This is a genomic window from Flagellimonas sp. ABD4_174 (assembly GCF_056160185.1).
The window spans coordinates 137,690-162,359 of record NZ_JBSWWP010000001.1 but is presented as its reverse complement, the minus strand read 5'-3'; the positions used below and the strand labels follow the sequence as shown (position 1 = coordinate 162,359).

The 24,670-nt window shown below is 42.2% G+C and carries 21 protein-coding genes; 19 read left to right on the top strand and 2 right to left on the bottom strand.

Features of this window, described 5'->3' with window-relative positions; all coding sequences use genetic code 11:
• The first annotated feature begins 39 nt into the window (after positions 1–39).
• Genes ACXAFK_RS00700 through ACXAFK_RS00690 form a run of 3 tightly spaced genes read left to right on the top strand, consistent with a single transcriptional unit; the run spans position 40 to position 3,081 of the window.
• Positions 40–1,248, top strand: coding sequence for a DUF5690 family protein (locus ACXAFK_RS00700; RefSeq protein ID WP_474958143.1), 1,209 nt, complete (start codon positions 40–42; stop codon positions 1,246–1,248).
• Complete coding sequence (locus ACXAFK_RS00695; protein ID WP_474956464.1) at positions 1,238–2,410, top strand: TIGR03364 family FAD-dependent oxidoreductase; 1,173 nt, start codon at positions 1,238–1,240, stop codon at positions 2,408–2,410. The genes ACXAFK_RS00700 and ACXAFK_RS00695 overlap by 11 nt, the downstream gene beginning before the upstream one ends.
• On the top strand, positions 2,407–3,081 hold the full coding sequence (locus ACXAFK_RS00690) for a phosphonatase-like hydrolase (protein WP_474956463.1): 675 nt from the start codon (positions 2,407–2,409) through the stop codon (positions 3,079–3,081). The genes ACXAFK_RS00695 and ACXAFK_RS00690 overlap by 4 nt, the downstream gene beginning before the upstream one ends.
• Here ACXAFK_RS00690 and ACXAFK_RS00685 read toward each other — a convergent pair whose 3' ends face one another.
• Complete coding sequence (locus tag ACXAFK_RS00685) at positions 3,082–3,648, bottom strand: helix-turn-helix domain-containing protein (protein ID WP_224836430.1); 567 nt, start codon at positions 3,646–3,648, stop codon at positions 3,082–3,084.
• 280 nt (positions 3,649–3,928) lie between these two features.
• Between ACXAFK_RS00685 and ACXAFK_RS00680 the strand changes: the two genes are divergently transcribed.
• The 12 genes from ACXAFK_RS00680 to ACXAFK_RS00625 all read left to right on the top strand — a co-directional run bounded on the left by ACXAFK_RS00680 (position 3,929) and on the right by ACXAFK_RS00625 (position 20,431).
• Positions 3,929–7,138: a SusC/RagA family TonB-linked outer membrane protein gene (locus ACXAFK_RS00680; protein ID WP_224835764.1), complete on the top strand. Its 3,210-nt coding sequence runs from the start codon at positions 3,929–3,931 to the stop codon at positions 7,136–7,138.
• 20 nt (positions 7,139–7,158) lie between these two features.
• Entirely contained in the window at positions 7,159–8,610 is a 1,452-nt protein-coding gene (locus ACXAFK_RS00675) for a SusD/RagB family nutrient-binding outer membrane lipoprotein (protein WP_293297496.1), read from the top strand.
• Between the two features lie 74 nt (positions 8,611–8,684).
• Positions 8,685–10,343, top strand: coding sequence for an alkaline phosphatase family protein (locus tag ACXAFK_RS00670; RefSeq protein ID WP_474956462.1), 1,659 nt, complete (start codon positions 8,685–8,687; stop codon positions 10,341–10,343).
• Between the two features lie 50 nt (positions 10,344–10,393).
• A complete protein-coding gene (locus tag ACXAFK_RS00665) occupies positions 10,394–11,620 on the top strand; it encodes a ComEC/Rec2 family competence protein (RefSeq protein WP_474956461.1) in 1,227 nt (408 codons plus the stop codon).
• Positions 11,598–12,968 carry a (R)-1-hydroxy-2-aminoethylphosphonate ammonia-lyase gene (gene pbfA, locus ACXAFK_RS00660; RefSeq protein WP_474956460.1) on the top strand — a complete coding sequence of 457 codons (1,371 nt, stop codon included), beginning with the start codon at positions 11,598–11,600 and terminating at the stop codon, positions 12,966–12,968. Before ACXAFK_RS00665 ends, pbfA begins: the two co-directional genes overlap by 23 nt.
• Positions 12,968–14,572 carry a fibronectin type III domain-containing protein gene (locus ACXAFK_RS00655; RefSeq protein WP_474956459.1) on the top strand — a complete coding sequence of 535 codons (1,605 nt, stop codon included), beginning with the start codon at positions 12,968–12,970 and terminating at the stop codon, positions 14,570–14,572. The genes pbfA and ACXAFK_RS00655 overlap by 1 nt, the downstream gene beginning before the upstream one ends.
• Before the next feature lie 223 nt (positions 14,573–14,795).
• The gene (locus tag ACXAFK_RS00650) at positions 14,796–15,428 is read left to right on the top strand and encodes a Crp/Fnr family transcriptional regulator (protein ID WP_252081208.1); all 633 of its coding nucleotides are present in this window, start codon (positions 14,796–14,798) and stop codon (positions 15,426–15,428) included.
• A gap of 64 nt (positions 15,429–15,492) precedes the next feature.
• The gene (locus tag ACXAFK_RS00645; RefSeq protein ID WP_474956458.1) at positions 15,493–17,226 is read left to right on the top strand and encodes a SulP family inorganic anion transporter; all 1,734 of its coding nucleotides are present in this window, start codon (positions 15,493–15,495) and stop codon (positions 17,224–17,226) included.
• Between the two features lie 57 nt (positions 17,227–17,283).
• Positions 17,284–18,693 (top strand): MBL fold metallo-hydrolase, encoded by a 1,410-nt coding sequence (locus ACXAFK_RS00640; protein WP_224835757.1) that lies wholly within the window; start codon positions 17,284–17,286, stop codon positions 18,691–18,693.
• 105 nt (positions 18,694–18,798) lie between these two features.
• The gene (locus tag ACXAFK_RS00635; protein ID WP_252078761.1) at positions 18,799–19,143 is read left to right on the top strand and encodes a rhodanese-like domain-containing protein; all 345 of its coding nucleotides are present in this window, start codon (positions 18,799–18,801) and stop codon (positions 19,141–19,143) included.
• A 17-nt stretch (positions 19,144–19,160) separates the two neighbouring features.
• Entirely contained in the window at positions 19,161–19,430 is a 270-nt protein-coding gene (locus ACXAFK_RS00630; RefSeq protein WP_224835755.1) for a heavy-metal-associated domain-containing protein, read from the top strand.
• On the top strand, positions 19,430–20,431 hold the full coding sequence (locus tag ACXAFK_RS00625; RefSeq protein WP_474956457.1) for a Tll0287-like domain-containing protein: 1,002 nt from the start codon (positions 19,430–19,432) through the stop codon (positions 20,429–20,431). Before ACXAFK_RS00630 ends, ACXAFK_RS00625 begins: the two co-directional genes overlap by 1 nt.
• A gap of 9 nt (positions 20,432–20,440) precedes the next feature.
• Here ACXAFK_RS00625 and ACXAFK_RS00620 read toward each other — a convergent pair whose 3' ends face one another.
• Positions 20,441–21,316: a sterol desaturase family protein gene (locus tag ACXAFK_RS00620; protein WP_474956456.1), complete on the bottom strand. Its 876-nt coding sequence runs from the start codon at positions 21,314–21,316 to the stop codon at positions 20,441–20,443.
• 211 nt (positions 21,317–21,527) lie between these two features.
• Here ACXAFK_RS00620 and ACXAFK_RS00615 point away from each other — a divergent pair, with 211 nt between their 5' ends.
• The 4 genes from ACXAFK_RS00615 to cydB all read left to right on the top strand — a co-directional run bounded on the left by ACXAFK_RS00615 (position 21,528) and on the right by cydB (position 24,663).
• The gene (locus ACXAFK_RS00615; RefSeq protein WP_224835752.1) at positions 21,528–21,734 is read left to right on the top strand and encodes a YgaP family membrane protein; all 207 of its coding nucleotides are present in this window, start codon (positions 21,528–21,530) and stop codon (positions 21,732–21,734) included.
• Between the two features lie 252 nt (positions 21,735–21,986).
• Positions 21,987–22,115 (top strand): hypothetical protein, encoded by a 129-nt coding sequence (locus ACXAFK_RS00610; RefSeq protein WP_262902824.1) that lies wholly within the window; start codon positions 21,987–21,989, stop codon positions 22,113–22,115.
• A 132-nt stretch (positions 22,116–22,247) separates the two neighbouring features.
• Positions 22,248–23,621: a cytochrome ubiquinol oxidase subunit I gene (locus tag ACXAFK_RS00605; protein WP_224835751.1), complete on the top strand. Its 1,374-nt coding sequence runs from the start codon at positions 22,248–22,250 to the stop codon at positions 23,619–23,621.
• A gap of 4 nt (positions 23,622–23,625) precedes the next feature.
• The gene (gene cydB, locus ACXAFK_RS00600; RefSeq protein WP_224835750.1) at positions 23,626–24,663 is read left to right on the top strand and encodes a cytochrome d ubiquinol oxidase subunit II; all 1,038 of its coding nucleotides are present in this window, start codon (positions 23,626–23,628) and stop codon (positions 24,661–24,663) included.
• Positions 24,664–24,670 lie beyond the last annotated feature (7 nt).

Genomic DNA, 24,670 nt, shown 5'->3' with positions numbered 1-24,670 from the left:
CTGCACGCATCGCTTGCTGCTTTTGGCACTTACTTTTGTATGTACGCTTTTAGGAAACCATTTTCTGTAGCAACTTTTGATGGAGTGGCTTTCTGGGGAGTGGATTACAAGATATTATTGGTGATTGCGCAGGTGTTGGGGTACGCACTATCCAAATTTGTCGGTATAAAAGTGATATCGGAACTAAAACCCGACCAAAGGTTACTTTACTTAATATCGCTTATAGGTATTGCAGAAATATCCCTGTTGCTTTTTGCCTGGGTCCCTGCACCGTACAATATATTGTTTATGTTCTTGAACGGTTTGCCCTTGGGAATGATCTGGGGCATTGTGTTTTCCTATATAGAAGGAAGAAAGTTTACCGATATTCTGGGAGTGGTCCTATCTGCAAGTTTTATTGTCTCCAGTGGCGTTGTAAAATCTGTAGGCCTCTTTGTTATGAATTCATGGGGTGTGAGCGAATTTTGGATGCCCTCCGTGACCGGGGCATTGTTTTTTGTTCCCCTTTTGATTTGCTCCCTTCTTTTACAACGGGTTCCACCACCAACAGCCCAAGATGTTTCCAGCAGGACCGAACGTATCCCAATGACTGCGGCAGACCGGAGAGACTTGGTCAAAAAGTATTTTTTTCCATTGGTGCTCATTGTGCTCTTCTATACATTTTTAACCGCATTTAGGGATTTTAGGGACAATTTTGCTCGAGAACTTTGGGATAGCATCGGGTATCAGGGCGATGTTTCCGTTTTTTCGACATCGGAAATCATAATTGCAATTATAGTCTTATTGATCATAGGTTCCATTTTTTATATAAAGAACAATTTTAAGGCGCTACTTACCTATCATGCCCTACTAATAATGGGCACCTTGGTGTTGGCCGTAGGTACACTTTTGTTTCAAACAGGAGTACTGGACCCATTTATTTGGATGGTTTGCACCGGCTTTGGGCTATATATCTGCTACGTGCCCTTCAATTGTCTTTTTTTCGACCGCTTCATAGCCACCTATCATGTAAAAGGGAATTCGGGTTTTCTTATATACATCGCCGATTCTTTTGGCTACGTGGGCAGTGTACTTGTTTTGCTCTATAAAAACTTTGGACAGGCCAATTTATCTTGGCTCAACTTTTTTATATATGGAACCTATGCCGTAGCATTTATAGGTATTGGCTGTACACTGGTGCTGTATTTTCATTTTACCGCCCTGAGCAAGGCGGAACAACTCAATAAACAACTCGATTATGGACAATAAGTTTGATGCTGTCATTGTAGGTGGCGGTGTTTTGGGAACTTTTCATGCCTATCATGCAATGGAAATGGGCCTAAAAGTTTGCTTGGTGGAAAAAGATGCTTACCCCAAAGGGGCTACCACCCAGAACTTTGGACAGGTTGTGCCTTCTGGCATGAATACCAAATGGCAAAAATTTGGCCGCGAAAGTCTTCGAATATATAAGGATATCCAATCGCAGTTCGATATCAGTATCCGTCAGAACGGTACAGTTTATTTAGCTTCCAACGAAGAAGAAGAGCGTTTGCTGGTGGAGCTTAGGGCAATAAACAGCGGCAACGATTACGAATCCAAAATGCTAACCAAGGAACAGTGCTTGGAAAAATATCCAGGATTAAGGAAAGACTATGTTCTGTCCGGATTGTATTTTCCGCAAGAAGTAACCGTAGAGCCCAGGGTAATGATCCATAAACTTCAAAAATATTTGATGGAGCAAAAAGGGTTGGATATCAAGTTCGATTTTCCGGTGGTTTCCTGCGAATCCGATGGTAGTTGGGTTAGGGTCAAAAACACCAAAAATGAAGAAGTGCAAGCCAAAAAAGTGATAATCTGCAATGGGGCCGATTTTAAAAATCTTTATCCCGAAACGTTTGCATCCAGTGATCTAGAAGTTTCCAAATTGCAGATGATGCAGACCAAACCCCAAGGGAATTACAATCTAAAAGGATCTATACTAACAGGTTGGTCCATTCGAAGGTACGAGGCGTTTCGCGAATGTCCTTCCTTCAAAACGATAAAGGCCAACGAGCCAAAGGACAGCCTTCAAAAGAAATGGGGGGTCCACATTTTGTTTAAACAAGCAACGGATGGTTCGGTAATCCTCGGGGATTCCCACCAATACGCCGATGCCGGTAACATGGAGGATCTGGGATACGATCTTGATATGGATATTGATGATTTTATGGTTCAGGAGGCCAAGAAAATTATTGACCTGCCCACCTATCAAATCCAAAAAAGATGGTACGGCATGTACTCACAATGTAAAAACAGTGATATTTATCAAAAAACAATAGACAACAATATTCATATTGTTACAGGAATCGGAGGTAAGGGAATGACAGGGAGTGCCGGATTTTCCAAAAAAAACATTGCAACAATTTTTAATGCACAGAAAATCAATTTATGAAAAAAATAGAACTGGCCGTTTTTGATATGGCGGGAACCACAGTGAACGAAGATAATGTGGTGTACAAAACCGTAAGGGCCGCTCTGGCGAAGCATGGCGTGGATGTTACTTTGGAAACTGTACTCGAATGCGGCGCCGGAAAGGAAAAGTTTAAGGCCATTTCCGATATTTTAGAGGAAAGCCAGAACAAAAGTGTGGATGCCAAAGCGGTGTTTCAGGATTTTAAGGGAATGTTGGAAGATGCTTATACCAATTTAAACGTTGGCACTTATGATGGCGTTGAAGAACTATTTAAAACCTTAAAGAAACAGGAAGTAAAAATAGTGTTGAATACTGGTTATGATCGTAAAACAGCGGAAACCCTTTTAAATAAATTGGGATGGATTCCCGGTGAACAGGTGGATGCTTTGATCACGGCGGACGATGTAGTCAATGGAAGACCGTCGTCCGAAATGATAGATAAGGCCATGGAATTATTTGGTGTTACCGATCCGCAAAAGGTATTAAAGGCCGGCGACTCCGTTATCGATATTGAAGAGGGTAAAAATGCCAATTGCGGCTGGACGGTAGGTGTCCTTACCGGAGCACAGAACCGTGAGCAATTGGAAACAGCACGGCCAACCCTTATCTTGGAATCCTTGTCCAGCTTGGCGGAGGAATTGTTTTCCTGATCAGATAAAAAAATATACAACCAACATTTTAGAAGGAACATTCCCTTTGTTTACAGGTACATGGGGGACTCTGCCATCAAAAAAAATAGAGTCCCCTTCTTTTAACAGCACTTCTTGGTCGCCTATTTCGTAATAGCACTCACCGGTTAAAATATATTTGAACTCAAAAGCATCGGTCACCACTTTTTCCCTTTTAGAGTTGGGCTGTACCTCCAAGAGCACACTTTCAAAGCCGACCGAGTTCAATTGCTTGCTAAAGATGTAATTGTAAGAAAAGCCGATAGCTTCGTCTTCCTTATCGATCACGGACTGTTCATCTTTGCGGGTCACTAAAAAATTCTGTCCATTTACATTGGGGATACCATCAAAAAAAACGGTCATTTCGGTGCCCAATGCTTCCACAATTTTCAAAAATACGGGCAACGATGGAATGGTACGGCCATTTTCTATCCTAGAAATTAAGCCGGCAGTGACCCCGGCACTTCCAGCAACATCGTTTATGGTTTTTTTATTGTCTTTGCGAATTTGTTTGATCCTCTTTCCAATGCCCACCAAATAATCTTCCATAATATGCGAACTCAAAAATTTTAGTATTTATAATATTCTAAGAAAGATCAAGAATAAGAAAAATATCTGTAACGGTAGGATATTGTTGGAGTTCTTAAAAAAGAACATGTCTCTAACCTTTGTTAAAAGTTAAATATTTGTAAATAATATAAATATAACATTGGGCTGTTTCTTTTAACCTTTCCGTATCATTTTTTTAATCTGGATGGATGCGTGTCTTAATTCTGGTGTTGGATATTTGTTGATAAATAATTAACCAAATTTTACAAATATTCAACAAATGAAAAAATCATTCGTAGCATTTTTACTTGCATTTACGGTAAGTATAATTGGCTATTCGCAAGTCACCTTTTCTGGAAAGGTAGTAGACGAGAACAACGTGCCTTTACCAGGTGCATCGGTTGTTGTAAAGGGCAGTGCCAATGGCGTTGCCACCGACTTTGATGGAAACTTTGAAATAGAGCTTCCTCAAGGTGGAGAAATACTCGAGGTATCCTATATAGGGTATATCTCTCAAGATGTTGAGACTGCTGGAAAAACATCCATTTCCATAATGCTACAGCCAGATTCCCAACAGTTGGATGAGGTAGTGGTTACTGCATTGGGGATTAAAAGGGAAACCAAGAAACTGGCATATGCGGTACAAAAGGTTTCCGGTGAAGAAATCGCAGAGGCTCGCGAAACCAACGTGGTGAACTCTCTCTCCGGTAAAATGGCGGGAGTTCAGGTAACAGGAGGTAATTCTGGGGTTGGTTCTACATCACAGATTATAATTCGTGGAGAAAGTTCATTAAACCCAAGCCCAAATGCCAACTCTCCATTGTTCGTTGTGGATGGGATTCCTATAAACAACAATGTTAGCAACAGAGGTTCCGAAGGTAACATGGAAGTGGATTACGGTAATGGGGCCATGGACATAAACCCGGACGATGTAGAAACAATGACCGTACTTAAAGGTCCGAACGCCACCGCATTGTACGGTTCCAGAGGTGCAAATGGTGTTGTACTTATAACAACAAAATCAGGTCAAGGTACCAAAGGAATCGGTGTTTCCATAACCCATAACACAACTTTCGAGGACTTATTGACCCTTCCAAAATACCAAAACCGATATGGACAGGGTTCTGGCGGTCAGTTTGCCTTTAACGATGGTGGTCAGAACCGTTCCCTTACCGGAGGCATAAACGATCATGTGGACGAAAGTTGGGGACCTGCCATGAACGGGCAATTGATCCCACAGCACGATAGTCCTACCTCTAGCGGTTTCCGCGCGGGCGATGTACATGTTAGACCAAGAAATCCCGACGGTACTTTTGCCGATGAGATCATCGCAACCCCATTTTCTCCCCAACCCGATAATATCGAAGATTTTTTTAGAACGGGTTTTACCATGAGCAATAACGTGGCTTTGACCGGTGCCAATAAAGATGGAAACTTTAGGGTTTCATTTACCGACCTACAGAGTGAGAGTGTAATCCCGCACTCCAATTTTAAAAGAAGGTCATATCAAGTAAACGGATCGTACAACCTTACCGATTGGTTAAAGGTTACTGGGTCTATGAATTACATCAACTCAAATTCACGTAACCGTCCCAACAATTCCTATGGAACGGAGAACATTATGTACCTGTGGATTTGGTTCGGCCGTCATATCAATATGAACGGGTTAAGGGACTACTGGCAGCCAGGATTGGAAGATGTTCAGCAGTACAACTACAATTATAACTATCACGACAACCCGTTCTTTACGGTTTTCGAAAATACAAACGCCTTTAACAAGGATCGTGTAATTACCAATCTTAGGGCAGATATGAATCTTGCCAATGGTTTAAGTTTGATGGTCCGTACAGGTTTCGATTATTCCAATGAGTTGGATAGACGTAAAAGGGCCTACTCTACACAACGTTTTCCAAATGGACAGTATAGAGAGGATTTTGTGTATGCCTACGAACAGAACACCGATTTCTTGCTGTCCTATAACAAAGAATTGAATCAAGACTTTGATTTTGGGATATCCTTGGGAGGTAACCACCGTTCTGCCAAAAACAGATACCAGCGGATCAGTGCTAATTCCTTGTCCATTCCTGGGATCTACAATTTTGGAAATGCCGCAGAACCTTTAACACAAAGCGATTACGATAGCAAGTTTACCGTAAACAGTTTGTATGCATTTTCCAACTTGGCCTATAAAGATTATGCATTTTTGGATGTAACGGCACGTAACGATTGGTCGTCCACACTACCCGATGGCAACAATAGCTATTTCTATCCATCCGTTGGTTTAAGTTTTATTCTTTCGGATATGTTTCAAATGCCGGAAGCGATCAGCTTTGCAAAAATTAGAGGGGGTTGGGCAAGTGTAGGTAATGATACCGACCCTTATAATTTGGCCGCGACCTATGGTTTTGGAAATACGTTTAACGGGTATTCACGAGTTTATTCACCGTCCGAACTAAAATTGGCCGACCTAAAACCGGAGCGTACCAACTCGTTCGAAGTAGGGGCCGATTTAAGATTCTTGGGTAACCGCTTGGGATTGGACGTTGCAGCATACAAATCCATCACCAAAAACCAGATTTTATCCTTGCCGGTATCCAATACTTCCGGGTATAGTTCTAGAATCATAAACGCAGGTGAAGTTGAGAACAAAGGTTTGGAAGTAACGTTATCGGCCACTCCGGTACAAACGGATAATTTTAGCTGGAACACCAACATCAACTTTACCACCAATCGTGGAGAGGTAAAAGAGTTGACGGAAGGCCTAGATCAATATTTGGTTAAATCGAACTATTTGCAAGTAGTGGCCGAAGTAGGCGAGCGTATGGGCGATTTGTACGGAACCGGATTTGAAAAAGTTACCGATAAGAACAGCCAATACTATGGACAATGGATCATAGATGGTGATTCAGGATTGCCCATTAGAAGCAACGAGTTAAGGAACCTAGGAAACTACAACCCTGATTTTATGGTTGGTTTTCAAAATAGTTTCAGGTATAAAAATCTTCGTTTCGGATTCTTGTTCGATTGGAGACAAGGAGGTGTGTATCACTCAAGAACAGTTGCCATTGGCGGAACAACCGGTATGCTGGACTTTACCGTTCCCGGTCGCGAAACAGGAATCGTGGCACAAGGTGTTGTGGACGATGGAAACGGAAATTATACACCAAACACCACAAACGTAGCTGCATCCAATTATTACTCCCACGTTTATAACAGAGGTAACGAGGAAAGTTCAATGTTCGATGCCACCTATGTAAAATTGAGAGAAGTAAAACTTGGATACACATTACCGAGCAAACTATTGGCAAAAACCCCGATAAAGTCCGCCACAATTTCACTGGTGGGCCGTAATCTGGCCCTTTGGACGGAAAACGATCATGTAGACCCCGAAACCATCTCATTCTCAGGAGGAACCATTGTTCCCGGCGTAGAAGATATGGCATTGCCAAGCACAAGAAGTTTTGGGCTTAACCTTAACGTAGAATTTTAAAAAAGAATTTAAGATAAAGAATGATGAAAACATCAAACTTCATAAAATCCATCTTATTTGCAGGAACCGTTTTGGTTTCGTGTACCAACAATTTTGAGGAAATCAATTCCAACCCAAATGCGCCCGAACAAGTTAGCGCCAACCTGCTTACCTCTACGGTAACCTCCGAAATTACACGGACATTGACACAAGAAGGGTATAGCGACGGGAACACAATTACCCAATTAATGGCCAAAAACAATTTCCCTGGGTTTAGCCAGTTCGATTGGGGAGATCAAGGCATGTGGAATTTTTTCTACAGCTATTTGCCCGAGATCAACGATATTTTGGAAATTTCAAGAGCAGAAGGCACTCAAAATTCAACTTACGAAGGGATTGCACTTACCCTAAGGGCACTATCTTTTGCCAACCTTACCGATTTGTACGGTCACGTTCCATATACCGAGGCAATGGCAGGTAAAACAGAAGGTATTTTCACCCCTGTTTACGATGATCAAGAAACGGTATACAACGGAGTACTTCAGGATTTGGCCGATGCCGATGCGGCACTTGCCAAAGGTCAGGCCATAGCAGGGTCTACCGGTGATGTAATTTATAACGGCGATGCATCCAAATGGAGAAAATTGGCAAACGCATTGCGCTTGCGCTACCTATTGCGAATTTCCAAGCAAAGAGATGTATCCTCCGAAATGCAGGCCATTGTAAGTGCAGGAAATTACATCAACGACAATGGCGACAACGCCGTTTTGGTCTACAGTGGAACATCCAATACCGATTCTTGGCCGGAAAGTACTGGCCGTATAGGTGGGTTCGATGAAAAGAGTCTTTGCACTACCTTGTTGGGCTATTTTGAAGAATTCAATGATCCCCGATTGGATATTTGGTTCGATCGCAACAGTGAAGGTGAATGGGTGGGGATCCCAATTGGTCTTAACCAAGATAACGCTCGTGCCTATGACGATGAATTTAGTCCTAGTCGATTGGATGTTGAGCTGTTCTATTTTTCCTCTACAGCCGCCGAAGCCTTTATTATGAAAAACTCCGAAGTACAGTTTATCCTTGCCGAAGCTGCAGAAAGAGGGTTTATTTCTGGAAGTGCAGAGGATTATTATAACAATGGAATCCGTGCAAGTTTGGATTACTGGGGTGTGCCCAGTGATGACATTGAAGCATATTTGGTACAGCCGGCCGTTCAATACAATGGTTCTTTGGAATTATTGTTGACCCAAAAAACAATTGCTCTTTGGAACGTGGATTACCAAGGATGGATGGACTATCGAAGAACAGGAATACCCGCCTTGGAGAATGGTCAAGACGACCTTAATGGCGGCCGTTATCCAGTTCGCTTCCTTTACCCCTCCTCTGAACAGACCTTGAACGGAGACAATTATAAAGCAGCGGTAGAGGCCATGGGTGGCGAAGGCGATAACATCAATACACCGGGATGGTGGGAAACAGGAACAAGATACTAAGCTTTCAAAATTTAAAATAATTGCAAGTGGTTGCCCTTTACCAAGGGCAGCCTTTGCATTTAATAACCAACAGTATGTCAAGATTAATTGTATGTGCCATTTTATCTGTATTCCTTCTGTTTTCATGTGATTCCAAAATCAAGAAAACCCCTACAGGAATCAAGCATGTAGTGGTTGTCGGAGTAGATGGTATGAGCCCGGATGGTATTCTTAAGGCAGAAACCCCAATGATGGACGAAATGGTTAAGAACGGCGCAGCCACCATGAACGGAAGGGCCGTATTACCATCCAGTTCCAGTCCAAACTGGGCCAGCATGATCATGGGAGCCGGTACGGAACAACATGGGGTTACATCTAACGGATGGGAAAAATTCGACCATCAATTGCCTCCGGTCGTAGCCACCAAAAACGGAACTTTTCCAACAATATTTACACTTTTTAAAGACCAACAACCGGAAGCCCATGTAGGAGCTATTTACGATTGGGATGGATTCGGACGCTTGTTCGAGAAATCGGATGTTGATTTTGATATTGATGGAGACCACGAAGAAAAAACTGCCCTTGCAGCAGTGGACTATATCAAAAAGAATAAACCAAAGTTCACCTTTGTCCACTTGGACCATGTGGACCACGCAGGCCATGCCAAGGGTCACGGCACTCCCGATTATTATAAGTCCGTGGAAAAAGCAGATGCCCTAATCGCCAAAATTGTGGATGCTACCAAAGAAGCCGGAATTTTTGAAAATACCATGTTCATAGTGGCCTCCGATCATGGTGGGTTGGGCTTTGGCCATGGAGGAGAAAGCTTGGCCGAAATGGAGATTCCTTTTATTTTGTACGGCGCAGGCATTAAAAAAGGATATCAAATAGAAGAAACCGTTTATCAATACGACAACGCACCAACTGTAGCCTATGCCATGGGGCTAATAACTCCGCAAGCATGGATCGGTCGTCCCGTTAAAGGTGCATTTATAGGGAATAAAGCCCCAAAACTTATCTACAAGCGAAAGGTTAAAATAACCCAACCAAAAATTCTTCCGGATGCTGGCTATTTTGAGCCAGCAGGAGGGATTTTTAAATCAGACTCGGTGGCGGTGGTTATGCAAAACCCGAACAATTTGGGCGAGATAAGGTACACACTTGGAGATATAGTTCCCACATTCGATAATAGCCAACGTTACCAAGATACCTTCTATCTGAAACAAACAGAAATCGTAAAAGCAGGAATATTTCAGGACAACCAATTGGTGAGTACGGTTACGGAGGCTAATTTTAGAATTGTTCCAAAATCAAAGCAAGACCCGGTTCAATTTCGACTGTATCAGGTGAGTGGAATAGAAAAACTGCCCGACTTTTCTGTTTTGGATCCAATCCACCAAGGCTTTGTCACTGAATTTTCCCATAAACAAACATTCTCGGAAGAGGTACCACAAGAGCAAGTTGCCGTTGCTTTTGAAAGTTATTTGAAAGTCCAAGAAGATGGCACGTACACCTTTTTCACCAATAGCGATGATGGTAGCAAATTATATGTAAATGGAACCGAAATTGTCGACAACGATGGCGACCATGGGGTAATGGAGCGTAGCGGTTCATTGGAATTGACCAAGGGTGGACATTTGGTGCGTGTGGAGTTTTTTAATGGCGGAGGAGGCTATCATTTGGATGTAAAGTATAAGGGGCCAAACATCCCAAAACAAATCATTCCAGCAAACCATTTGTATAGAAAAAAGTAGGCATGCATTTTAACCTCAAAAAACCTCAAATAGTTATCATCTTCTTTTTGATGATGCAAATTTCAAACGGGCAAAAACCACAATTGCCTGCTTGGGAACCAGGTTTTTTGGATATCCACCATATAAATACAGGTAGGGGGGATGCAACTTTTATGGTGTTTCCGGATGGTACCACCATGCTAGTGGATGCAGGCGATATGTCCGAGACCCATCCCAGAACAACGTCCAGTAGAAATGCAGCTTTGGTCCCGAACAGGTCAAGGACCGCACCGGAGTGGATTGTGGATTATATAGACCAATACTCGCCAAAAAAACAAGAACGAAAGTTGGATTATGCCCTGGTCACCCATTACCATGACGATCATTTCGGAGAGATAGATTCTTTGCGCAAGATTTCTGAAGGAGGATATCAACTTACGGGAATTATGGCGGTTGGCGATTTGATCCCCATCAAAAAATTGATTGACAGGGGATTCGATCATCCCATTGACCTGAAAGATGAAAAAGTACAGTCCCGAGAAGGGTTTGCCCGGGACAAGTACGGAATGATCCCGACCTTGAGGGAGTATTGGAAGTTCATCGAATATCAAGCAGCAAAAACAGGATTGGAAAATGAGGCTTTGCAGGTCGGAAGCCGCAATCAGATCATATTGCAACATCATCCAAAGGATTATCCGCAATTTTGGGTCCAGAACATCGCCTCCAACGGGAATATTTGGACAGGATATGACAATTCGTTTTATCCACTTTTTAAAGAAGGTGACTATCCCGGGGAAAACCCGTTGAGCAATTGCATCCGAATCGATTATGGAAAGTTCAATTACTTTACAGGTGGTGATATTTCCGGAATCAATGGTTTTGGTCAAACGAATTTAAATGATGTGGAGTCGCATGTGGCCCCGGTAATAGGCCCGGTAGATGTGGCCACCTTGAACCACCACGGTAACCGGGATTCCCAAAACCCGTTTTATGTGCGAACCGTGCGTCCACGGGTGTGGATCCAACAAAACTGGACAGCCGACCATCCCGGCGAAGAGGTGTTGCGAAGAATAACATCAAAAAAACTATACCCCGGCAACCGGGATATTTTTTCAACCATAATGTTGCAAGGCACAAAAGAAGTGATCGGTGACAGGTTGAACCAGTATAAAAGTCAAAAAGGGCATATTGTTGTTCGGGTGTATGACAATGGCGATACATACGATATTTATGTGTTGGAGGATACATCCAAAGAGCGTGAAATAATAAGTAAGCATGGACCATACAAAGCGCGATAGGCACAACGCAGAATCTGTTGTGGAAGGCGACATAAACCTAACTCCCGCTCGGAGCGAATGGTTGCAAAACGAAGTGAGCGAAGAAACCAGAGAACTTTTGGAAAAAGATGCTAAATATTTTATGCATCAATCCATGTCGACACCTTGTTTGGATGTGCTCCAAACGTGTGAAGGGTCGCACATAGAAAGTATATCCGGCAAAAAATATTTGGATTTTCACGGCAACAATGTGCACCAAATTGGATTTTCCCATCCAAAATTGGTCTCTCGTTTAACCGAGCAACTACAAAGCCTAACTTTTTCCACCCGAAGGTATGCCAACAAGACCGCAATTCGGTTTGCCGAGAAGTTAACTTCATATACGCCCAAAGGTCTTGACCGTGTCTTGCTTACGCCAAATGGAAGCTCTGCTATTGGTATTGCCCTGAAATTGGCGAGGGCCGTAACAGGAAAGCACAAAGTGGTCTCATTCTGGGATTCGTTCCATGGAGCCTCTTTGGATGCCATAAGCGTGGGCGGCGAGTCTGTTTTTCAGGAACATATGGGGCCTTTAATGCCGGGGGTGGAGCGCATTCCACCGCCAATAACCTATCGTGGTATTTTTGAAGGGGACGAAACCAAAGCCTTGGAATATTTGCGATATGTTTTGGAAAAAGACCATCAGATTGGGGCATTTTTGGCAGAAACCATCCGTAATACCGATGTGCAGATCCCATCAAAAAAATTCTGGAAAGGAGCAAGGGAGCTATGCACCAAACATAATGTACTTTTAATCTTGGACGAAATCCCGATTGCCTTTGGGCGCACGGGCAAAATGTTCGCCTATGAGCTTTTTGACATTGAACCGGACATTCTTTGTCTGGGAAAAGGACTCGGAGGTGGTATTTTTCCGCAGGCAGCCATTGTTACCAGAGAAGAATATAACAAGTTTGGTGATATATCGCTGGGCCACTATACCCACGAAAAAAGCCCATTGGGTTCTATAGCAGGATTAACCTTATTGGAAGTACTGAAAGATGAGCAGATTCTACAAAAAGTAAAGGAGGACCAAGAATTTATGCGTAAGAACCTTTACAAAATGTACCGTAAGTATTCCTTGATCGGAGACGTTCGTGGGGTAGGACTATTATGGGGCATTGAACTGGTGACCGATAGGAACACTAAAGAGGAAGCTACCAACGAAGCCGAGGAAATCATGTACGAATGTCTAAAACAAGGATTGAGTTTCAAGGTTTCCAAAGGGAACGTTCTGCAACTTTCGCCCGCTTTGACCATTTCCAGGGAAGAGCTGGAAACTGCATTTGAAATACTTAATTGTGCATTTTTAAAAACCAACACCATAGCCTAATGAAAAAAATCAACTGTTTTTGTATTGTTTTTTGTTTGGGATTGATGCAGCTTGCTGCCCAGACCAAACCCGAAATTCTTGTGCAACCTTATTTGCAAGATGCCGAACCCAATTCCATAGTGATCATGTGGGAAACCTCTAGCGGAGAGGAAAGCATTGTAGAGTGGGGAACTACCGAAAAACTCGGAAAAAAAGCCACCGGAAGGGCAGAGGACATCAATTTCTCCGAATCCAGAGTGCATACTGTAAAATTGGAAGGACTCAAGCGATTCACCGAATATTATTATCGTGTAAAAACGGGAAAGATAACATCGGATATCTTCCAATTTAAAACGCCGCCGTTTTCAAGTGACGAAGAGTCCTTTAATATTGTGGCCATGAGCGATATGCAATACGATAGCCAGCATCCCAATAAATTTTCGGAGATCGTGAATCAAGGAGTGCTTCAATATCTCGAAAAAGCGCATGGCGGCAAATTGCCCAACAACTTGGCCATGGTAATGATTCCTGGCGATTTAGTGACCACGGGAAGCAAATACTATCAATGGAAAGAGCATTTTTTTGATCCCGCCCAAAAGCTTTTTGCAGAAGTTCCTGTATATCCCGTTTTGGGAAATCATGAAAAAAATTCTGTATTCTACTTCAAGTACTTCAGTCTACCCGAAAATGGAACTCCCGCCTACGCAGAACATTGGTGGTACAAGGATTATGGGAATACGCGAATCATCGGATTAAATTCCAACGAAGGTTATCGTGACCTACGGGAACAGTACGAGTGGCTGGAGAAAGTATTGTTGGATACCGAAAAAAACGAGGATATTGATTTTGTTTTTGCACAACTTCACCATCCGCATAAATCAGAACTGTGGATTCCAGGGGAGGAAGAATCGACAGGAAAAGTGGTGAAAATGCTCGAAGAGTTTTCAACAAAAACAGGAAAGCCAAGTATTCATTTCTTTGGACATACCCACGGGTATTCCAGAGGACAGTCCCGAGACCATAAGCACTTGTGGATAAATGTGGCATCCGCTGGTGGCGCTATTGATAATTGGGGCGAGTTTGAAGGCAGGGATTATGATGAGTTTACCGTTACCCAGGACGAATACGGCTTTGTTATGGTCGAGGTAGATGGCAACAGGAACGACCCCAAGTTTACCATTAAAAGGATTAGTAGGGGGAATACGATCAAATCCAGAGAAAATGAACTACGGGATAGCATCACGATTTGGAGGCTGAGTAAAAAACCCGAAGCGCCCAAGGTGGTCTCCCCAATCAATGGTGCAATTGTAAAGGATGAGTTTGTCATGTTAAAAGCCGGAGAATTTTCCAGTGCACACCATGCCTCCTTCCATGCAGCATCCCATTGGCAGGTATCGGAATCCAAGGATTTTGAAAAATTGGCCTTGGATAGCTGGAAACAATTTGAAAACTGGTATTACAAAGAAAATCGTCAAGAGAACGATGATTTGACGGACGAAAAAACAAAACGATTAAAACCCAATACAAATTATTATTGGAGAGTCAGATATAGAGACCAAAACTTAAATTGGAGCGATTGGTCCCCAACGGTGTCATTTAAAACGGCAGAAATAAAAAGCAAGTAGAGACAAATTTTGTCCGAAGTGATGGATTCAGTTTTCACTGGTTACTACCTGTCCGGAAAAAGAAAATTCCTAAAACTATAAGTTTAAGTACGTTTAATTCAGTTTATTAGTTCATGTTTGTGCAAAGACCCGTATGATCAGTGCGGGTCTTTCTCTTTGTACCCTGAAGCTATGTGCTAGGTTTTGTTAAAATGGTTACCTTAGAGCAGTGTATTTTTGCCAAATGGAAGAAGAACTTTTAGGAACATTCAGCAACTATTTCGAACCTGCTCTTATCCAAGAGATCCTTAAAGAGGGCAAGTATAAGGAGATTCCAGCAGGAGAAACCATTATGGATATTGGCCAATATATAAGAAGTATGCCACTGTTGTTGTCCGGGGCCATAAAAGTTCTCAGGGAAGACGAAGAAGGCGATGAACTGCTTTTATATTACTTGGAGCAGGGCGAAACCTGTTCGGTGACCATGACCTGCTGTATGGGACATACCAAGAGCGAGATTAAGGCCATAACCGAAACCGATACCAAAATTGTGATGGTACCGGTGCAGAAAATGGAGGAATGGATGGCAAAATATAAAGGTTGGCGCAATTATGTTTTTGATAGTTACCAAAACCGTCTGAATGAGTTGTTGCTGACCGTGGACAGTATCGCCTTTAAAAATTTAGATCAACGTTTAATGGATTATCTGAAAAAGAAAGTCGAGGTAACCAATGACAACCGGATAAATAACACACATCAAGAGATTGCTTATGACTTGCACACCTCAAGGGTGGTAGTTTCCAGATTGTTGAAAAAACTGGAGAAAATGAAAAAGTTGGAGCTCCATAGAAACCACATTCTTGTAATAGACCTTTAAAATATGTGCCCTTTGTTACTGTTTGTAGTAATTGGCCATTCTATTTTTGCATAAAATCAATCGAATGCTCAAAAGGATTTTTCCTTTTTTAACCTGGATAGGCTCTTACAATCGCTCTTTGCTCTATGGCGATTTAGTTGCCGGTATTACCGTAGGGATTATGTTGATCCCGCAGGGGATGGCCTACGCTATGATTGCGGGCATGCCACCCATATATGGGCTGTACGCGGCATTGGTGCCACAATTGGTCTATGCATTAACAGGAACATCAAGGCAATTGGCCGTTGGCCCCGTAGCCATGGATTCACTTTTGGTGGCGGCCGGAATAGGCGCTATGCAATTGGGAAATACCGAAGACTATATTGCTGCAGTACTCTTTTTGACCTTGCTTATTGGCGTATTTCAATTATTGCTCGGCGTTTTAAAAATGGGTCTTTTTGTAAACTTCTTGTCCAAACCGGTAATTAGTGGATTTACATCCGCAGCGGCCATTTTAATTGGTCTGGGTCAATTAAAGCACATACTCGGTGTGGATTTGCCGCAGTCGGGCAAGATCTATGTGTTGCTAGGAAATATTTTTGGTAACCTTGGAGAAGTCCAACTGCTTACTTTGGGCATGGGAATTTTGGTGATCGCATTGATCATTGGGTTGAAAAAAATCAATAAAAAGCTACCGATTCCCTTACTTGTCGTGGTGTTGGGTATAATGTCCGTAGTTATATTGGGATTAGAATCAAAAGGAATCAAAGTGGTTGGCGAAATTCCAAAAGGATTGCCAAGTTTTCAATTGCCAAGTTTTCAATGGGATAAAATAGGGCAGTTTATACCAATAGCACTTACCGTTGCCCTTTTTGGTTTTATGGAATCCATTTCCATTGCCAAAACCGTAGAAGAGAGGCATCCTGAATACGACCTTGACCCCAATCAAGAACTCAGAGCTTTGGGTATCTCCAATATTTTAGGGTCGTTTTTTCAATCTTTTTCCGTTTCGGGAAGTTTTTCCAGAACAGCGATCAATGATCACTCGGGAGCGCGCACAGGAATGGCATTGGTATTTAGCGCCATGTTGGTAGCGGGAGTATTGTTGTTTTTGACCCCACTTTTCTATAACCTGCCCACAGTTGTACTCGGTGCCATTATAATTGTTTCGGTTTTCGGACTGATTGATTTGAAGTATCCCCTACAATTGTGGAAAAACCGAAAAGATGAATTCGTCCTTTTGTTGGCCACTTTTGTAATGACCATGTCAATTGGGCTCATAGAAGGTATTCTTTTGGGTGTTCTGCTTTCTTTGCTGCTGTTGGTCTATAGGATATCAAACCCACATATTGCGGTTTTGGGAAGAATCAAAGGAACCAACTATTTTAAAAACATAGATCGTTTTTCGGAAGATGTTGAGGTGTCCGGGGATAAGCTCATTCTACGATTCGATGCTCAACTCTATTTTGGGAACAAGGATTACTTCAAAAAACAATTGTACCAACAAATTGCAAAAAAAGGACCGAGCTTAAAATACATAATCTTAAATGCCGAGCCTATTAATTATATCGATAGCAGTGCGGCAGTTATGTTGGAACGAATTATTCGGGAACAACGGGAAAACGGTATCCAGTTTTTAATAGCCGGGGCAATTGGCCCAACACGTGATATATTGTACACCAGTGGAATTATAGATGTACTGGGAGAGGAAAATCTTTTTGCACAAACCTTTGATGCCGTGGAATGCTGCCGTAATCCAGAAACATTGAGTACCATACAGAAAAAAGTATCCCAACAATATAAGACCAAACGTTTGTAACTTTGGTCACAGAAAATTAGGGAGCACAATACTAATTTTGATAAAAACCATTATCACATGAAGATTGAACAAATTTACACAGGATGTTTGGCCCAAGGGGCATATTATATAGAGAGTGAAGGAGAAGCGGCCATTGTGGACCCTTTAAGAGAAGTAAAACCATATATTAAAAAAGCTGAGGAAGATGGGGCCAAGATCAAGTACATTTTTGAAACCCATTTCCATGCCGATTTTGTAAGTGGACACGTAACCCTTTCCAAAGAAACTGGGGCCGACATCGTGTATGGTCCAACGGCAAATCCATCCTTCGAAGCGTTGATTGCAGAGGACGGACAGGAGTTTAAACTAGGAAAAATTACCATTAAAGTACTACATACACCCGGACATACGATGGAGAGCTCCACCTTTCTGTTGATAGATGAAAACGGAAAGGACCACGCAATTTTTAGTGGCGATACACTGTTCCTTGGAGACGTAGGCCGCCCGGACCTGGCGCAAAAAGCTGCACACATGACACAGGAAGAATTGGCAGGAACCCTGTTCGATAGTCTTCGCAATAAGATCATGCCCTTGGCCGATGATGTAATCGTGTATCCGGCGCATGGAGCAGGTTCGGCCTGTGGAAAAAATATGATGAAGGAAACCGTGGATACCCTGGGCAATCAGAAAAAAATGAATTATGCGTTAAGGGCGGACATGACGCGTGACGAATTCATTGAAGAAGTTACCGATGGACTATTGCCACCGCCACAATACTTCCCTCTGAACGTAAAAATGAACAAAGAGGGATACGAGGATATCGACAAGGTATTAAAAAGGGGCACACAAGCACTCGATCCCAATGCATTTGAGGTGGCGGCCAATGAAACTGGAGCCATTGTTTTGGATGTACGCCATCAAGATGACTTCGCCAAAGCACATGTGCCACGATCAATTTTTATTGGTCTGGACGGCAGTTTTGCACCATGGGTGGGCGCCTTGATCGCCGATGTGGAACAACCCATATTGTTGATCACTCCGGAAGGAAGGGAAGAAGAAACCGTTACGCGATTGTCGAGAGTAGGTTTCGATAACACCTTGGGTTTCCTACAAGGCGGAGTTGAGGCCTGGAAACAATCCGGCAAGGAAATCGATACCGTGGATAGTGTAAATGCGGAAGAGTTCAAAAAAATGGTCGAAAAGAAAGTACCCGTTTTCGATGTGCGAAAAGAAAGCGAGTACCAGGCCGAACACGTTGTGGATGCAAACTTGACACCCTTGGACTACATTAATGACCACTTGGCCGAGTTTCCGGATAACGAAAAATTTTACATTCATTGTGCAGGGGGGTACAGGAGTATGATTGCTTCATCCATTTTAAAGAGTAGAGGAATACACAACCTAGTGGACGTTGCCGGTGGTTTTGCTGACATCAAGAAAGCTGGCATACCTGTTACCGACTATGTGTGCCCCACTACCTTGAAATAAGGGAGAAACTTCGGAAATAGTTTCAAAAAAGTTCAGGTTATGTAACCATCGTTACTGACGGGACAGGCTGTTTGAGATACTTTAGTGTCTCAAAATAAAGATACCATGTCAATATTTAGTTTCTTGTTCAAAGAACAAAACCTGCCGGATGCCATAGCCATTTTGGATAGGGAGGACTACAAAAGCGCGATTTCCAAAGGAAAGGTTCAACTCGTAGATGTCAGAACAAAAAGAGAGTTTATGTCGGGCCATATTAAAGGGGCCAAGAACATAGATTTTTTTCAAGGGTCGAGTTTTGAAAGTAATTTTTCAGAATTAAAGAAAGATCAGCCGGTCTATCTGTATTGCCAGTCTGGGAACAGGAGTCAAAAAGCAGCCAGAAAACTGGTAAAAATGGGGTTCGATAAGGTGTACGACCTCCGAGGAGGATACCGGACCTGGACCTACTAATTTGAAGACGATACAACATGAAAACAACAGTTCAAGTACAAAACCTTAAGTGTGGAGGTTGTGTAAAAACAATTTCCAATAAACTTTCGGAAATAAAAGAAATCAAAAATGTGATTGTGGAGAAGGATAGCTCATCGGTTAGCTTTGATCATCAGAGCGCCGATGATGCTTCCTTAGTTAAAGAGGCCCTCAAAAAGATGGGGTATCCCACAGTCGATGATGAAAATGGTTTTGTGGACAAGGCAAAATCCTTTATGAGCTGTGCCAGCGGCAGAATGTCCAAATAATGAAGAATCTTTTTGTTTTCATAACACTTATAATTGGAATCGCATCCTGCAAAAAGGGGCCAAAAACCACCGATGTAGATCCTGGGCCAGTAGCGCAAGCGGAAGTGTTCTCACCGGAGGACGCCCAAAAGTTGATGGAAACCAAATGCTATCTATGCCATAACCCATCCGTTCCAGAAAAGGGTTCTCGGATCGGGCCGCCAATGGTCGCCATCAAAGCTCATTATTTAGCAGCCAATAAAAATAAAGATGCCTTTATAAAAAGCATCATGCAGTTTGTAAATTCTCCAACCGAGGAAAATACCTTAATGCGTGGAGCGGTCCGTAGATTTGGAGTAATGCCGGCACAGCAATTTCCCGAAACAGAAGTCAAAAAAATAGCGAAGTACATGTTCGATTATCAAATTGAAGAGCCGGATTGGTTTAAAGAACATTGGTTGGCTAGGCATAACGACTCTTTGTACAATAAAGGCAAAAGGTTGGCGCCGATAAAGACAAAACCAACGCCGAAGGAGCTCGGGATGCAATATGCGTTGGGAACCAAAAAAGTGTTGGGCCAAAACCTTATGGGTACCATACAAAACAAAGGGGTAGAGGAGGCCGTTGTATTTTGCAACGAGCGGGCCTACCCACTCACCGATAGTATGTCCACCCACTTTAATGCCCGTATAAGAAGAGTATCGGATAAGCCCAGAAATCCGAACAACAGGGCAAATGCTATAGAATTGGAACATATTGATACGTTTAAAGGCAAAGTGGCCTCCGGGGATTCGGTTGAACCAATTTTAAGGGAGGAAAACGGCAAGGTGTATTTTTACTACCCCATAGTTACCAATACCATGTGCTTAAACTGCCATGGAACGCCGAACAAGGATATACTTCCAAAAGTATATCGGAATTTATTGGAGCTATATCCAAAGGATATGGCCGTTGGATACGGTCCCGATGAGGTCCGTGGCATCTGGAGTATTGTTTTTGATGCCCCAAAAAACACAGACTAAAAAATCCGTTTATTTTTTTGGCTTTTTAAAGCCATATACCAATTGTCCCCAAAATCCTTTTGGCAAGTTTTCATCACCAGGAAAACCAAGTTTTATTTTTCCGCCACTTTCGGGGATATAATGTGTCTTGAAGATGTAGTCCCAAATGCTTAGACTTATTCCGAAATTTACACCGTAGGAGTCTTTTGGAATGGTATAAGCATGATGGTACAGGTGCATTACCGGATTATTAAGAATATATTTTAAAGGGCCGTAGGTCAGTTTTATATTGGAGTGATTAAAATGTCCAATGGTAATTGCCGCAAAATGAACAATATAGGCTTGTTCAGGTTCAAACCCGCCCAAGACCATTACCCCCAATGTTTTTAAAGGTTTGTATAAAATATTTTCCATCCAATGAAACCTTAAGTGTGCGGCAAACCCCATTTCTTTTACACTATGGTGTACTTTATGGAACTGCCAAAGCACAGGGTATTTGTGCAAAAGCACATGGGTAAACCACTGGACAAAGTCCAATACCACAAAGAATACGAGCAGTTGGGCCCATTGGGACCAATGACCGATGTCGATTATGGTCAGCGAGGTACTACTGATTCCCACGTCCTTAAAAAGCACACCAAGGAATTTGTAAACTCCACTGATGACTATGGCAAAAATGAAAAAGTTGAAAAACATATAGAAAGCATCCAGCCAAAAGTCCTTCCTAAAAATGGATTGTTCTTTGCGCCAAGGGAAAAGGATTTCCAAAGCCCATACCAACAAAGAGATCAAGATAAGTCCCCAAAAATAATTGGTGTAGCAAGGAACATCAAAAAGGATGGACTTCCATGTCCAACGGACCGTACCCAAAAAACCATTGATCAAAGCTTCAAAATATTCCAACATAGGTGTATTTAGTCGTTTGCAAAGGGCAAAACTGATTCAAACTTAAAAATACTTTTAAAAAAATAACGGTTATGTAACCCATGTTACGCTAAAACATTTAAAGAGACCATATTTTTGAAATAGTGCCCTGTAAATCAAAAATACATGCTTCGGATATAAATCATTTTATTTTTTTGATGCATTGTAAGGAGCAAACCATAAACTAACGATTATGAAAAAAAACATGGGCGGAGCAGACCGCGCAATCCGAATTGTACTTGCACTTATAGTTGGTGCATTATATTACTTTAATATGATAACAGGAACATTGGCATATGTGTTGCTCGCTTTGGCTACCATATTTGTTTTAACAAGCTTAGTTAGTTTTTGTCCTTTGTATACCCTTTTTGGAATACGTACATGTAAGGTCAAAAATTAGGTTTTTTGGTTGGTTGATATAGGAAGGCCGTTCGATTTCGAACGGCTTTTTTATTTTGAGAATAAGGGTGTTTGAGGGAAGGATCATTGGGATTGGCCTAAAGAATATGACTATTTTATTTGTATCGGAATATATTGATGAAAGGTAAAAATGTATAATTGGAAACCTGTTGGAACCAGCATTTATGAGTAATATCATGTTTTGAACAGATCGGGGCAATTAAATTTGGCTTAAAATTAAAACCAATACATTGTGAAAGCACTTACAAATATTCCTCTGGTAGTTTGGGAAAACGGTATCTGGATGATAGGTCTGTTTGCCCTAGTGGTCGTTGTGTTGATAGTTGCAGTTTTGGCCATGATGAACAGTGGTAAAAAATAAATACTAACCACATACTTTGAAATGGATTTGGCATAGGTTAAATTACTTTTATGTTAAATCCATTTCGTTTGTAACATGGGTCACCTAAGAATACCACGGTCTAGTGTATTTTTGGACTATAAATAGTTGCCCATGGAAACCGAAATTCTCGCCCGGATTCAATTTGCCTTCACTGTTGCTTTTCATTACATCTATCCGCCCTTAAGTATTGGGATCGGTCTGCTGCTTGTAATTTTTGAAAGTTCCTACATAAGGACCAAAAAGGAAATTTACCATAAACTAGCGCGATTTTGGACCAAAATATTCGCCTTGACCTTTGGTATAGGTGTGGTTACAGGTATTGTTATGGAATTTGAATTCGGAACCAATTGGGCCGTATATTCCAGATTTGTTGGCGATGTTTTTGGAAGTGCGCTGGCAGCGGAGGGAATTTTTGCCTTTGCCTTGGAAAGTGGATTTTTGGGCATCTTGCTCTTCGGATGGAACAGGGTCAAGCCTTGGGTACATTTGGTTTCGACCATCGGCGTATTTTTGGGGTCCATGTTTTCCGCTATTTGGATCGTAGTTGCCAATAGCTGGCAGCAGACTCCTGCTGGATTTCATATAGTTGGTGAAGGGTTCGATGCTAGGGCAGAAATCACAGATTTTTGGGCCATGGTGTTCAATCCGTCCAGTGTAGACCGATTAACGCATGTTTGGCTTGGAGCCTTTTTGGCCGGAGCCTTTTTGGTCATGAGCGTTCATGCCTATTATCTTATCAAAGGGAAATATGTTGAAATTTCCAAAAAAGCCTTCAAAATAGCCCTGGTAGTTGCCACCGTATTTTCTCTGGGACAGTTGTTCACAGGGCACCGGTCAGCAGATGGTGTGGCAAAAAACCAGCCCGCTAAACTGGCCGCACTGGAAGGACATTTTGAAGCCTCCGCCCCTGCCGACATGTATATTTTGGGATGGGTGGATAAAGATAAGCAGGAAGTAACAGGGTTAAAGGTACCCGGAGGTTTATCCTTTTTATTGGAATATGATTTTGATGCTCCGGTAACCGGTCTCAATGCATTTCCCGAAGATGAGCGACCTTCCCAAGTGAATGCCGTTTTTCAGTTTTATCATATAATGGTGGCCATTGGTATGGTGTTGATATTTTTGACCCTCTATGCCACTTTTTTATGGTGGAGAGGTAAATTGTTCAATAAAAAATGGCTGTTGTGGATTTTTGTATTTGCAGTTTTTCTGCCTCAAATTGCCAATCAGGTCGGTTGGTTTGCTGCTGAAATGGGTAGACAACCCTGGGTGGTCTACGGTCTTTTAAGAACAGATCAGGCATTTTCGCAAGCAGTGTCCGACAATCAAATTTTGTTTTCCCTCATTCTGTTCTTCTTTGTATATAGCCTTTTGTTCGTGCTATTTATTTATTTGTTGCACAAAAAAATAAAACATGGGCCATACGATGAATCGGAAAACGATGATACACCTTTCGGGGGAACACTAACACATATGATGAAATAAGATTATGGAAACTTTTTTAGGATTGGATTATCCCACATGGTGGTTTTTGGTGGTAGGAGGTCTTTTTTCCGGCTATGCCATACTGGACGGCTTTGATTTTGGTGCCGGGGCATGGCATCTCTTTCTAAAGAAAGAGAACAGTCGCAGGATCGCCTTAAATGCCGTTGGACCGGTGTGGGATGGTAACGAAGTTTGGTTGGTGATTGGTGGTGGAGCTCTTTTTGCTGGGTTCCCTGTAATGTATGCCACCATGTTTTCGTCCCTTTACGTTCCTTTTATGCTGTTTTTGGTATTTATTATATTCCGGGCCATATCCATAGAGTTTAGGGGCAAAGAGCCGATGTTGTGGTGGCGAAATCTATGGGATGTTAGCTACAGTGTGTCCAGTATTATGCTGGCTTTTTTGTTGGGGGTTGTACTGGGCAATGTGCTACAAGGAATTGCAATAGGGGAGAATTACCAATACCAAGGGGGTGTGCTGTTCGAGTTTTTAAACCCATATGCTCTAATGACGGGATTTACCACGTTGTCACTTTTTATGGCACACGGCGCCATTTTTTTGCTCTTAAAGACCGAGGGCAGGTTGTTCGCCAAGTTAACACGCCTTTTAAAAAGAGGAATGATATTTTTTATGGTTAGTTTTGCGGTGACCACCCTTTATACCTTGATCTATATTCCCCATTTGTCGGACGATTTTAAAAGTAATCCTGCACTTTTTGTTATACCCCTGCTTACCTTTCTCAGTATTGCCAACGTACCCAGGTTGGCCGAAAAGCGCAGGTATAAATCCGCGTTTTTGTTTTCCTCGTTGACCATTGCCTTTTTATTGGTTTTGGTAGCAGTGGAACTATATCCGGTACTGTTGCGTTCTTCGATAGACCCACAATATAATATTGACATCTACAATGCGGCATCTTCAACAAAATCCTTACAGATTATGATGGTAATAGTGGCCATTGGAACTCCATTGGTGCTGTTCTATACCATTTTTGTGTACAAGACCTTTTGGGGAAAAGTAAAATTGGACGAGACCAGTTATTGATTTTGGA

Coding starts and splice junctions, on each gene's coding strand:
- ACXAFK_RS00665 (WP_474956461.1), top strand. CDS start 10,394: ATGATGCAAATTTCAAACGGGCAAAAACCACAATTGCCTGCTTGGGAA.
- ACXAFK_RS00675 (WP_293297496.1), top strand. CDS start 7,159: ATGATGAAAACATCAAACTTCATAAAATCCATCTTATTTGCAGGAACC.
- cydB (WP_224835750.1), top strand. CDS start 23,626: ATGGAAACTTTTTTAGGATTGGATTATCCCACATGGTGGTTTTTGGTG.
- ACXAFK_RS00700 (WP_474958143.1), top strand. CDS start 40: ATGTACGCTTTTAGGAAACCATTTTCTGTAGCAACTTTTGATGGAGTG.
- ACXAFK_RS00685 (WP_224836430.1), bottom strand. CDS start 3,648: ATGGAAGATTATTTGGTGGGCATTGGAAAGAGGATCAAACAAATTCGC.
- ACXAFK_RS00670 (WP_474956462.1), top strand. CDS start 8,685: ATGTCAAGATTAATTGTATGTGCCATTTTATCTGTATTCCTTCTGTTT.
- ACXAFK_RS00690 (WP_474956463.1), top strand. CDS start 2,407: ATGAAAAAAATAGAACTGGCCGTTTTTGATATGGCGGGAACCACAGTG.
- ACXAFK_RS00680 (WP_224835764.1), top strand. CDS start 3,929: ATGAAAAAATCATTCGTAGCATTTTTACTTGCATTTACGGTAAGTATA.
- pbfA (WP_474956460.1), top strand. CDS start 11,598: ATGGACCATACAAAGCGCGATAGGCACAACGCAGAATCTGTTGTGGAA.
- ACXAFK_RS00615 (WP_224835752.1), top strand. CDS start 21,528: ATGAAAAAAAACATGGGCGGAGCAGACCGCGCAATCCGAATTGTACTT.
- ACXAFK_RS00635 (WP_252078761.1), top strand. CDS start 18,799: ATGTCAATATTTAGTTTCTTGTTCAAAGAACAAAACCTGCCGGATGCC.
- ACXAFK_RS00630 (WP_224835755.1), top strand. CDS start 19,161: ATGAAAACAACAGTTCAAGTACAAAACCTTAAGTGTGGAGGTTGTGTA.
- ACXAFK_RS00625 (WP_474956457.1), top strand. CDS start 19,430: ATGAAGAATCTTTTTGTTTTCATAACACTTATAATTGGAATCGCATCC.
- ACXAFK_RS00620 (WP_474956456.1), bottom strand. CDS start 21,316: ATGTTGGAATATTTTGAAGCTTTGATCAATGGTTTTTTGGGTACGGTC.
- ACXAFK_RS00645 (WP_474956458.1), top strand. CDS start 15,493: ATGCTCAAAAGGATTTTTCCTTTTTTAACCTGGATAGGCTCTTACAAT.
- ACXAFK_RS00655 (WP_474956459.1), top strand. CDS start 12,968: ATGAAAAAAATCAACTGTTTTTGTATTGTTTTTTGTTTGGGATTGATG.
- ACXAFK_RS00695 (WP_474956464.1), top strand. CDS start 1,238: ATGGACAATAAGTTTGATGCTGTCATTGTAGGTGGCGGTGTTTTGGGA.
- ACXAFK_RS00605 (WP_224835751.1), top strand. CDS start 22,248: ATGGAAACCGAAATTCTCGCCCGGATTCAATTTGCCTTCACTGTTGCT.
- ACXAFK_RS00640 (WP_224835757.1), top strand. CDS start 17,284: ATGAAGATTGAACAAATTTACACAGGATGTTTGGCCCAAGGGGCATAT.
- ACXAFK_RS00650 (WP_252081208.1), top strand. CDS start 14,796: ATGGAAGAAGAACTTTTAGGAACATTCAGCAACTATTTCGAACCTGCT.